Here is an 11,815-nt window from a genome sequence, read left to right on the forward strand (position 1 = left end):
TTAGTAGTGGTAGACGCGAAACCGTGTGATCTACCCATGGGCAGGTTGAAGCTGTAGTAACATACAGTGGAGGACCGAACCGGTTGACGTTGAAAAGTCTTCGGATGACCTGTGGGTAGGGGTGAAAGGCCAATCAAACTCGGAAATAGCTCGTACTCCCCGAAATGCATTTAGGTGCAGCGTTGATTTATAGTTTTATAGAGGTAGAGCTACTGATTGGATGCGGGGGCTTCACCGCCTACCAATTCCTGACAAACTCCGAATGCTATAAAATGTTAATCAGCAGTGAGGGCATGGGTGCTAAGGTCCATGTCCGAGAGGGAAAGAACCCAGACCATCAGCTAAGGTCCCAAAATATATGTTAAGTTGAAAAAACGAGGTTGAACTGCTTTGACAGCTAGGATGTTGGCTTGGAAGCAGCCATTCATTTAAAGAGTGCGTAACAGCTCACTAGTCGAGCGGTTCGGCATGGATAATAATCGGGCATAAACATATTACCGAAGCTATGGGATAGAAATATCGGTAGGGGAGCATTGTAGTGTCGTCGAAGGTGTGATGTGAGTCATGCTGGAGAAGCTACAAAAGAAAATGTAGGCATAAGTAACGATAATGCGGGCGAGAAACCCGCACACCGAAAGACTAAGGTTTCCTCAGCTATGCTAATCAGCTGAGGGTTAGTCGGGACCTAACGCGAACCCGAAAGGGGTAGTGGATGGACAACAGGTTAATATTCCTGTACCTGCTCTCATTAAAAGTGACGGAGGCGAAAAGTTAGTGCGCACAGACGGAATTGTGCGTTGAAGCGAGTGGTAACACCGCGATAGTACACTGAGACTTCGGTCAAGGTGATAATCTAGCAAATCGACTTCCAAGAAAAGCAAGAGAAGCAGCCCGTACCCTAAACCGACACAGGTAGTTGGGATGAGAATTCTAAGGTGCTCGAGAGATTCATGGCTAAGGAATTAGGCAAAATAGACTCGTAACTTCGGGAGAAGAGTCGCCACCCTTCGGGGTGGCCGCAGTGAAAAGGTCCAGGCGACTGTTTATCAAAAACACAGGGCTATGCTAAATTGAAAGATGATGTATATGGCCTGACACCTGCCCGGTGCTGGAAGGTTAAGTGGAGATGTTAGCTTCGGCGAAGCATTCAAATGAAGCCCCAGTAAACGGCGGCCGTAACTATAACGGTCCTAAGGTAGCGAAATTCCTTGTCGGGTAAGTTCCGACCTGCACGAATGGTGCAACGATCTGGACACTGTCTCAGCCATGAGCTCGGTGAAATTGTAGTATCGGTGAAGATGCCGATTACCCGCTGTGGGACGAAAAGACCCCGTGCACCTTTACTATAGCTTAGTATTGGTTTTGGATAAGTAATGTGTAGGATAGGTGGGAGACTTTGAAGCGGCGTCGCTAGGCGTTGTGGAGTCATTGTTGAAATACCACCCTTTGCTTATCTAGAGTCTAACCTTCTATTGAAGGGACAGTGCTTGGTGGGTAGTTTGACTGGGGTGGTCGCCTCCAAAAGAGTAACGGAGGCTTCTAAAGGTTCCCTCAGCACGGTTGGTAATCGTGCGTAGAGTGCAATGGCATAAGGGAGCTTGACTGAGAGACCTACAAGTCGATCAGGTACGAAAGTAGAGCATAGTGATCCGGTGGTTCCGTATGGAAGGGCCATCGCTCAAAGGATAAAAGGTACGCCGGGGATAACAGGCTGATCTCCCCCAAGAGCTCATATCGACGGGGGGGTTTGGCACCTCGATGTCGGCTCGTCACATCCTGGGGCTGGAGAAGGTCCCAAGGGTTGGGCTGTTCGCCCATTAAAGTGGCACGCGAGCTGGGTTCAGAACGTCGTGAGACAGTTCGGTCTCTATCTACAGTGGGCGTTAGAAATTTGAGTGGATCTGACTCTAGTACGAGAGGACCGAGTTGGACTAACCTCTGGTGTATCAGTTGTTCCGCCAGGAGCATTGCTGAGTAGCTACGTTGGGAAGGGATAAGCGCTGAAAGCATATAAGCGCGAAACCCACCACAAGATGAGATTTCTTTAAAGGGTCGTGGAAGATTACCACGTTGATAGGCTATAGGTGTAAAGGCAGTAATGTCATAGCCAAGTAGTACTAATAACCCATAGGCTTATTGTACGCCTGTTTTTTTAAAAGTTATACAATTAGAAGTATTATAAAATAAGTTCATGATTTTTGTTTCAATATGTTAAGATATTTGTTTATCCAAAGCGATAAACGCTGTATGCTAAAGGATTTAGATCTAATAGCGAGCAGCTATAACTTAAGGTGGTTATAGCGATGGGGCTCACCTCTTACCATTCCGAACAGAGAAGTTAAGCCCATTAGCGCCGATGGTACTGCATTTGTGGGAGAGTAGGTCGTTGCCTTTTTTAGTCCTCAACAAGAAATTGTTGAGGATTTTTTTTGCAATAAACTTAACCTAAATAATTATTGGTAAGGTGTATTGAATGAGCTGTTTACGATTTAAATAGGCTTTTTTTATTTTCTTCAATATAAGATGGCTGTATAATTTTTGAATATTGAGTGAGTACAAGCTAAGTAGTATATTAAGTGTTAAGCTTACTATATTTTGTTATACTACTGTTTAAAAGGTAATAAGATTGTTACTTTAGAATGCATTAATCCTTCCATTTAATGATATGCTTAGTTATACTTCCGCGTAAGCGATATTGTTCTGTTTATTAAAAGGGAGTTTTATAAGGATACCATAACACCTTAAGTAACTGTATTAATAAATACAAGGAAGGTAGTTTTGTTTAATTTATTTTGATACGTTTAAATTCAAGAGATTTTAGATCTGGATCTTTGGTTTTCCTGTCAGTTAAGCATATAGGCTTATATATGAATTCTTGATGTATAGAGTCTACTAAGAGTATCTAAATCTATTTATAATACTGTTTTTGTAGTAGAGGTTTTAAGATTAAACTTAAATTGAGTTTATTTAATACGTTATTAGTTTATCGGTTGACTTATTATAACTAGTTATCGATATTAGTACATGTATTAAGCTGCTAATAGCTGTGTATATAATAATTGTATACAAATACTATTTAAAGATGTACGAAAGCAAAAAAAGAGGTTATTTGAATTAAATCAAATAACCTCTTTTTTTATGTTGAAGATTTATTATTGCAATATTAAATCTAGGTAAGCCTTATGCGTTTAACATAACCGGCATAACAAGCATTGTAATGTGTTCACCTTCATCTAAACCATCAACGGGTGTTAAAATACCAGCTCTGTTTGGCATACTCATTTCTAGTTGAACTTCATCTGAACCTAAATTGTTAAGCATTTCAGTTAAGAAACGAGAGTTAAAACCAATTTGCATATCATCACCTTGGTAATCACAAGTTAAACGCTCTTCAGCTTTGTTACTGTAATCTACATCTTCAGCTGAAATATTTAATTCTGCACCTGCGATTTTTAAACGAATTTGGTGAGTTGTTTTGTTAGAGAAAATACTAACACGACGAACAGAGTTTAAAAACTGAGTTCTATCTATAGCTAATTTATTAGGATTCTCTTTAGGAATTACCGCTTCGTAATTTGGATATTTTCCATCTATTAAACGGCAAATTAACTCGGAATTCTCAAAAGTAAATTTTGCATTACTTTCGTTATAATCTATAGTAACTTCATTTTCACTACCGGCTAAAATTCCTTTCAATAAATTTAAAGGTTTTTTAGGCATAATAAATTCGGCTACTTGGTTAGCCTGCACATCAGCACGTGTATATTTTACTAACTTATGAGCATCTGTAGCTACAAATGTTAAGCCTTCTGTCGAAAATTGAAAAAATACACCACTCATTACTGGGCGTAAATCATCGTTTCCAGCAGCGAATATTGTTTTGCTAATTGCAGTTGCTAAAATATCTCCAACAATAACTGTTTTGCTTGGATCTTCTAATGCTACAGCTTTAGGGAACTCGTTACCATCGGCATAAGCTAAAGCGTATTTACCATGGTTTGAGCTAATTTCAACGGTGTTATTATCTTCAACAACAAAAGTTAAAGGTTGCTCAGGAAACGTTTTTAAAGTATCTAACAACAAACGTGCAGGAATGGCAACACTGCCTTCGCTGTCACTTTCAACGTCTAATGTCGAAGCCATAGTGGTTTCTAAATCACTAGCCGAAACTGTTAGTTTGTTATGGTCTAATTCAAATAAAAAATTATCTAAAATAGGTAGGGTGTTCGAACTATTGATTACACCACCTAAAACCTGTAATTGTTTTAACAAATAAGTACTTGATACTATAAATTTCATGTGTTGAATTATATTTTTTAGAGGTCAGATGTTACATTTAACTTATAACTTTAAACAACAATAAAAGTGTGTTTAGTTATAAATGTTTCATCTATTAACTTAGTTAAAATTGTAATTATGCTACTTACAAATATATTCTTTAAGACTTATATTTGGAAACAAACTTATTAACATTTAAGCACTATATTTTTTCTTTCTAAAGTAATCGAAGCTAAACCCGAATATAGCTAACAAAATTAGTGGTAATGCAATGTTAATAAGTTGCCATTGTGTTTTTTCTGCAGTTATTTTTTGTCGGTTTAAAAAGGCCACTGCAATTTCTTTAGATCTAATGTTTATAAGTCCGTTATCATCGAGTAAATAATTTACTGTATTCAGTAAAAATTCTTTATTACCGTAAATTTTTCCGGTCCAGCGATCAAAACCTAATTCTTGTGGTACGTTTTTAATAACATCGTTCTTTATAACGTCTCCATCAGCAATAATAACTATTTTGGTTGCTATACTTTTATCTTTGTTTTGACCGAGCTTAAAAGCCTTAATCCTGTTAATGTAAGCTGATGGAAATTCACCTTCTAGTAATACGGCTAAGGTTTGTTTTCCTGAGTTAAATTCTGAAGGACTTTGTTCTTGAGTGACTAAGTCTAAACTTATTTTTCTAGGTGTACCTTCTAGTTTTGCTATTGGAGCTGTTTCTAAAAGAATGGTTTTGTCTATATTATTTTTAAGTGTATCTATTTGGTTGGCAAAGTCGAATTTTACCAAATCTAGATTATTTACAATAGGGTGGTTACTACTTGAACTACCAAATGGAGAATAGGGCCAGCGTAAATTTTGAAATTGAGATTGACTACCTTCTCCCATGGCTAATGTAATTGGTGCAGAATATATTGAGGATACCATTACTGGGTTTATACGTATACCATATTTAAAGAAAAAATCGGTTAAGTTTAAATCTCTTTGAATGGCAAAATTTTCACCTAAAGCATTGTATAAACTATCCTTTTCAATAGCAACGGCATCTATTAACCAAAGACTTTTGCCGCCATGCATCGTGTACTGGTCTAAGACTAGTTTTTCACTTTCAGTAAAAGCTTCTGTTGGTTTTGCTGAAATTATTAAATCGAAGTTATTTAATGCTTCTAAAGTTTTTTGAGGTTGTTTGGCAACGCTATCCAAAGTAAATGGCGCGATTAAATAATATTCTCCTAATTTTTTTACAAAATCGGCAATGTACTTATCTTCCAATTGCTGGTTGCCTTTTAGAATTGCAATTTTTTTGCTTTTAGGGTTGGTAAGTTTTCTAAACCCATCCGCGAAAGCGTATTCTAAATGCTGTACAGAGTTGCTTACTAATTCTTGTTGGTTGGTACCAATTTTGTTTTTTATTAGCGGAATTGTTACCGTTTGGTTGTTATAGCTAGCCAACGCCCAAGGAAAAATAATAGCTTGGGTTGATGCTCCATTTTCTTGAACACTCATTTGCATAGGTGTTAAACCACGTTGGGTAAGTTGTTCTATGATAATATCACGATTAGCTTCATCTTCTAAAGGATTGAAAAAGTTGAAAATGATATTTGGGTTTTCAGCTTCAAACTCCTCAAGTAATTGTTTTGTTTCTGCTTGTAAACGTCTGAATTCCGAAGGAAAATTTTCACTATCCAGAAATACATCAATAATTATTGGAGTATCTACGTCTTTTATAATTTCTAAACTGGCTTTGCTTAATGTATATCGTGAATCTTCGGTTAAATCAAAACGTTTATGTATTCCGTTAACGGCACTATTCAGAATTAATAAACCAATAAAAAGGCTAGCAATTTGTATCCATGATTTTTTCTTCAACTTTTCATTTTTAATACCTTTAATAGTTATAAAAATGAAAAAGATGGTAAGGCTTAAAAAGTATAAAACATCGGTTGTATCTAGAACACCACGGCTCATGCTTTTATAATGCGAGCTCATACCTAATTGATCAATAAAATGGCTAGAAGCATAATCGGCTATACCTTCAAAACCAATATAAAATAAGAAACATAAAAATACTGAGCTTATAAAAGCTACAATTTGATTATCGGTAATTGTGGAGGAGAAAACGCCAATAGCTGTATATGCGGCAGATAAAAATAGTAAACCAAAATAGGAACCCATCGTGCTACCAATATCTAAATTTCCGACAGGATTCCCTAACTGGGTTATAGTATAAACGTATAGTAGTGTTGGTGCAAGAGCTATTACAATTAAAATAAAAGCTCCAAAATATTTACCTAATACAATACTAGTAAGTGATGTCGGTTTTGTTAATAGAAGTTCTAAGGTGCCTTGCTTTTTTTCATCGGAAAAGCTACGCATGGTTACCGCTGGAATTAGGAACATTAAAATCCAAGGCGCAAGTAGAAAGAAAGGTGATAGATCGGAAAATCCGTAATCTAGAATATTGAAGTCACCTTTAAATACCCATAAAAAAAGTCCGTTTAGTAATAAAAAAATGGCAATTACTAAATAACCAATAGGCGATGCGAAAAATGCGTTTATTTCTTTTTTAAGTATGGCGAGCATATGTTTTACAAATGTAGTCGCAATTATAAATTATTGCTTTTATTATTGCTTTTATTATTAATTTAGTATTAATCTAAAGTCTCTAACCTATCCAAACTCCAAGCCTCTGGTCTAGAACTAAAAAGTGGCTTTAATGTTTTCCAAAGTGCTTTAAACTCTTTAGATTGTCTGTATTCTTGCAATTGGGCGTCACTATCCCAGTAACTGTAGGTGAAAAGTATATTCGGGTCGTTTTTATCGCGATACAATTCTAAAAAAGTACAACCGTTAGAAGCTCTGATTCTAGTTTTATTATTTTCAAAACTTTCTAAAAAAACGTCGACATTCTGTCTGTAAAAAACCATTTTAACAATTCTAACTAACATATTTTACTGTTTTGGTTATTCCTCGAAAGGGATTGTATTGAGATGGTTTGTTATTTAAATACGACCATCTAGCGCAATTTGACTTTTTGCAATAATGGAAGAAGCACTAAAATTAACACTTACAGCATCCATAATGCCTAAACCTAATAAAGTAGATGCACTACCAACGGTAGATGGGTTACTTTTAAACACCGAAATTTCTAAAAAACCACCAGAATTAAACACTACTAATTTGCGTCCTTCATCTTGACGTTTTTCAGCAGGAATATCGAAGTTTACAATATCGCTATATTTAAGATGAATTTTTTTAAATTTATAATTTCTTGCCGAAATTTCAAAATCGCGACCTTTTTGTACACTTTCAAAAAAGCTGCGTTTAATATTGGTAACCACGTTTCCATAATTATCAATATAAATTACACTACCAATAATTTGAGTTTTATCATCATTAACAAAAGGCTCAATGTTTTTAATAGGTTTAATACTACTTATGGTTTTTCCAACCACATCCAAAGTGCCTCCACGAGCAATATGGCAGGCTACTTTTACAAAAACATCTAAAACAGGGAAACTTGTTTGTATTTTATCGTGAATATTAATTTCAACAATTTTTTCGGGAACAATTTCCGAGCAAATCATACTCATAATACCATTGTTGGCACAAATAAAATAATGCCCATCTAGTTTTACCGCAATATGTTTGTTTTCCGGATTAATTTCCGAGTCAATACCAATAATATGTATAGTACCTTCAGGGAAACTACTATAGGCATTTTGTATAATATATGCCGCTTCTGGAATACTAAATGGTGATACATTATGCGAGATATCAACAATATTAACATCAGGCAACTCACTATAAATGGCACCTTTAGTTGCGCCAGTAAAGTGGTCTTTTAAGCCAAAATCTGATGTTAATGTTATTATAGCCATGAACGAAATTGTTGATATGTTTTTAGCGTTTTGTTATCTAAAATTATGTATTTTTGAGATGAACACTTACGAGATACAAACCTACATAAATTTTTGTTTTCGTTTTTATATTTTAAATGAAAATTGAGAGGTTTTAATATCTAATTTAGTTAAAATTAAAACAACGCCTTTGAATGAAATCATCATTGAATTAGAAGAAATTACGCCTAAAGAGTTTTTTGGCGCACAAAATGTAAATATCGAACTTTTAAAAAAGTACTTTCCTAAATTAAAAATTGTAGCCCGCGGCAATCAAATTAAAGCTTTTGGAGAAGAAGAAATGCTAGACGAGTTTAATCGTCGGATGACGATGCTCATCAAGCATTTTGCCAAATATAATAAGTTAGACGAAAACGTTATTGAACGTGTTTTAACAAGCCAAAGTAGTGACGATTATATTGCATCTAACAAAGGAGGCGAAGTAATTGTACACGGCGTAGGAGGCAAACTTATCAAAGCCCAAACTGCAAACCAAAGAAAAATGGTGGAGCTTATGCACAAAAACGATATGGTTTTTGCTATTGGTCCAGCCGGAACAGGTAAAACATATACTGGTGTAGCATTGGCCGTACAAGCATTAAAGAATAGAGAGGTAAAACGTATAATTTTAACAAGGCCTGCTGTAGAAGCCGGTGAGAATTTGGGTTTTCTACCAGGAGATTTAAAAGAAAAGTTAGATCCATACATGCAGCCACTTTACGATGCACTCCGTGATATGATTCCCGCTGAAAAACTAGCTCAGTATATCGAGAATGGTACCATACAAATTGCGCCTTTGGCCTTTATGCGTGGTAGAACTCTAGATAATGCTTTTGTTATTTTAGATGAAGGGCAAAATACAACACACGCCCAAATGAAAATGTTTTTAACCAGAATGGGTAAACACGCTAAGTTTCTATTAACCGGAGATCCTGGGCAAATAGATTTACCACGGCGTACTATCTCTGGACTAAAAGAAGCACTTTTAATTCTGAAAAATGTTGAAGGTGTTGGTATGATTTTTCTTGACGATAAAGATGTCGTTCGTCATAAACTCGTTAAAAAAGTAATTGAAGCTTATAAAAGTATCGAGAATATAGATTAGTAAATAGGATCTAAAATTAGCCCAATTATTTATAGAATAACAAAAGCCAGTTTTTAACTGGCTTTTGCTATTTTATCCCTTTTCCTGTAAAGTGTTGATTTGGAGTTTTTAACGAAAGCACATCCTATAATTCTATAAACATTACCTAAAATCTTGTAACTTTTTTAAGTTTAAGTTTTGGAAATTTGCATATAATTATAAACGAAATATATTATGAAAAAAATACTTTTAGTAGCAGTCTTATTCGGTTTTAACTCAGTTTTTGCACAAGAAGATGTAGAAATAACTTCAGATAACTCATGGTTAAAGGCCGGAATAATAACAGGAGTACCAGTAGGTGATGTAAACGATGCATCTTCTTATTCTTTAGGTTTAGATTTAAGAGGGCAATATTTAATTAACCCTAATATTGGAATTGGAGTAGCTTCAGGTTATAACCACTTTTTTGGAAAAGATAACGTTGACGATTTTGGTGTGATTCCCGCAGCAGGTTTCTTTCGTTATTATTTTACGCCAAATGGTTTGTTTTTAGGAACAGATGTTGGGTATGGTTTTTTAACTAATGTTGAAAATAACGATGGTGGATTATATGTTAATCCTCAAATTGGTTACCATAATAAAGATTGGAATTTCTACGCTTATTATCAAAATACGTTTGCAGAATACGATGTGGATGTGCAAAATGTAGGAGTAGGAGTTACCTATAATATTAGATTTAAATAAATCACCATACTATTTAATAATACTTAAAAGGAGAAATTTATATTTCTCCTTTTTTTATTTAGATTTGTTTGGCGATAGTAAACAAATTACATTTGCAAAACAAACAATAGTTTACTTCTAATGAACACAATTACTGATACTAATTTCAATTTTCCAGGACAAAAAAGTCTTTATAAAGGAAAAGTAAGAGCCGTATATAATATTAATGATAACGAGTTAGTGATGGTAGCTACCGATCGTTTATCTGCCTTTGATGTTGTTATGCCAAAAGGCATTCCTTATAAAGGACAAATATTAAACCAAATTGCTACAAAAATGATGGATGCCACTAAGGATATTGTCCCTAATTGGTTAACCGCAACACCGGATCCAAATGTAGCAGTAGGGCATTTATGCGAGCCTTTTAAAGTAGAAATGGTAATTCGTGGCTATATGTCTGGTCATGCAGCGCGTGAGTATAAAATAGGTAAACGCATACTTTGTGGCGTTGCCATGCCAGATGGAATGAAGGAAAATGATAAGTTTCCAAACCCCATAATTACGCCAGCAACTAAAGCCGAAATGGGAGATCATGATGAAGATATTTCTCGTGAAGATATTTTAAAGCGTGGCATTGTTTCCGAAGAAGATTATGTGGTTTTAGAAGATTATACGCGCAAATTATTTCAAAGAGGAACAGAAATAGCAGCGTCTCGTGGATTAATTTTAGTAGATACAAAATATGAATTTGGAAAAACTAAAGATGGAAAAATCGTCTTAATAGATGAAATTCATACACCAGATTCTTCACGTTATTTTTATGCCGATGGTTATCAAAAACGTCAAGAAAAAGGAGAAGCTCAAAAGCAACTTTCTAAAGAGTTTGTACGTCAGTGGTTAATAGCAAACGATTTTCAAGGTTTAGAAGGACAAACGGTACCTTTTATGAGTGATGAATATATCCAATCGGTATCCGATCGTTATATTGAACTTTATGAAAATATTACTGGCGAAACCTTTGTAAAAGCAGATGTTTCTAATATTGAAGAACGTATAGAAGCTAATGTTTTGTCTTATTTGAAGTAGAAAAAATAACAGTATTAATAAAAAAGGACCTTGTGATATAAGGTCTTTTTTTATTAAAATTTTTGTCTTCTGTTTTTTAAACAGACAACAAATCGATTAAATCTAGCGGGTGATTTAATATGTGGCTCGCTCCATGATCAATCAATTTTTTTTTATCTCTAAACCCCCAAGATACACCAACAGCTAACATGGTTGCGTTATTTGCTGTTTGTATGTCAATACCGGTGTCACCAACAAAAATTGTTTCTTCGGGTAGTACATTTAATGTTTTACATATTTCTAATGCTACTATCGGATTGGTTTTTTTATGCGCTTCAATCTTCAGCCCGAAAACAGGTTCAAAATAGTCTGGCAGCAATGCTGATACTACTTTTTTAGTAAGTACATCTGCTTTGTTTGAAAAAACGCTTATTTTTAGTTGTTTCGATTTTAAACTATCTAAAAGTTTAATAATACCGCTGTAAGGCTGCGTTTTGGTTGTGCATCGCTCACTATAAATAGTCATCATGGTGTTAAGGCAATTATCTATTTCTAAATCACTTCGGTGATTTTTTTGTAAGGCATTAACCACTAAACTTTTTATTCCGCTACCAACAAGGTTTTTATAGGTTTTATAAGTGTGAGTAGGGTAATTGTGATTTCGTAGAACGGTATTCATAGCGTCTGTTATATCTTCTATAGAATTAACTAATGTGCCATCCAAATCAAAAATAACTGCTTTATATGTCATCTAACTTAAAAAATGAAA

The 11,815-nt window shown here is 35.0% G+C and carries 8 protein-coding genes and 2 rRNA genes (1 of these 10 running past the window's edge); 5 read left to right on the forward strand and 5 right to left on the reverse strand.

From position 1 onward, the window contains the following. Together GQR98_RS10095 and rrf are read left to right on the forward strand one after the other, a co-directional pair. Positions 1 to 2,141 (forward strand): 23S ribosomal RNA (locus GQR98_RS10095); it begins 683 nt to the left of the window's first position. Between the two features lie 146 nt (positions 2,142 to 2,287). Beyond that, positions 2,288 to 2,395, forward strand: a 5S ribosomal RNA gene (gene rrf, locus GQR98_RS10100). Between the two features lie 785 nt (positions 2,396 to 3,180). On the opposite strand, the gene dnaN is transcribed toward rrf, so the two are convergent. The 4 genes from dnaN to GQR98_RS10120 form a co-directional block, all read right to left on the reverse strand. Further along, positions 3,181 to 4,299, reverse strand: a complete 1,119-nt coding sequence (gene dnaN, locus GQR98_RS10105; protein ID WP_042501518.1) for a DNA polymerase III subunit beta — start codon at positions 4,297 to 4,299, stop codon at positions 3,181 to 3,183. A gap of 174 nt (positions 4,300 to 4,473) precedes the next feature. Beyond that, on the reverse strand, positions 4,474 to 6,858 hold the full coding sequence (gene gldG / locus GQR98_RS10110; protein ID WP_159019386.1) for a gliding motility-associated ABC transporter substrate-binding protein GldG: 2,385 nt from the start codon (positions 6,856 to 6,858) through the stop codon (positions 4,474 to 4,476). Between the two features lie 68 nt (positions 6,859 to 6,926). Then, positions 6,927 to 7,223 carry a putative quinol monooxygenase gene (locus GQR98_RS10115; RefSeq protein ID WP_133965500.1) on the reverse strand — a complete coding sequence of 99 codons (297 nt, stop codon included), beginning with the start codon at positions 7,221 to 7,223 and terminating at the stop codon, positions 6,927 to 6,929. Positions 7,224 to 7,277: 54 nt separating this feature from the next. Then, positions 7,278 to 8,156, reverse strand: coding sequence for an S-adenosyl-l-methionine hydroxide adenosyltransferase family protein (locus tag GQR98_RS10120; RefSeq protein WP_159019387.1), 879 nt, complete (start codon positions 8,154 to 8,156; stop codon positions 7,278 to 7,280). Positions 8,157 to 8,325: 169 nt separating this feature from the next. Between GQR98_RS10120 and GQR98_RS10125 the strand changes: the two genes are divergently transcribed. The 3 genes from GQR98_RS10125 (at position 8,326) to GQR98_RS10135 (ending at position 11,067) form a co-directional block, all read left to right on the forward strand. Continuing rightward, positions 8,326 to 9,279, forward strand: coding sequence for a PhoH family protein (locus GQR98_RS10125; protein ID WP_159019388.1), 954 nt, complete (start codon positions 8,326 to 8,328; stop codon positions 9,277 to 9,279). A 213-nt stretch (positions 9,280 to 9,492) separates the two neighbouring features. After that, positions 9,493 to 10,002: a hypothetical protein gene (locus GQR98_RS10130; protein ID WP_159019389.1), complete on the forward strand. Its 510-nt coding sequence runs from the start codon at positions 9,493 to 9,495 to the stop codon at positions 10,000 to 10,002. A 120-nt stretch (positions 10,003 to 10,122) separates the two neighbouring features. Further along, on the forward strand, positions 10,123 to 11,067 hold the full coding sequence (locus GQR98_RS10135) for a phosphoribosylaminoimidazolesuccinocarboxamide synthase (protein ID WP_159019390.1): 945 nt from the start codon (positions 10,123 to 10,125) through the stop codon (positions 11,065 to 11,067). A gap of 76 nt (positions 11,068 to 11,143) precedes the next feature. Here the strand turns inward: GQR98_RS10135 and GQR98_RS10140 are convergent, their stop codons facing one another. Further along, positions 11,144 to 11,797 carry an HAD family hydrolase gene (locus GQR98_RS10140; protein ID WP_159019391.1) on the reverse strand — a complete coding sequence of 218 codons (654 nt, stop codon included), beginning with the start codon at positions 11,795 to 11,797 and terminating at the stop codon, positions 11,144 to 11,146. Positions 11,798 to 11,815: the final 18 nt, after the last annotated feature.

Origin of the sequence: Algibacter sp. L3A6 (assembly GCF_009796825.1) — a bacterium.
GTDB lineage: Bacteria > Bacteroidota > Bacteroidia > Flavobacteriales > Flavobacteriaceae > Algibacter.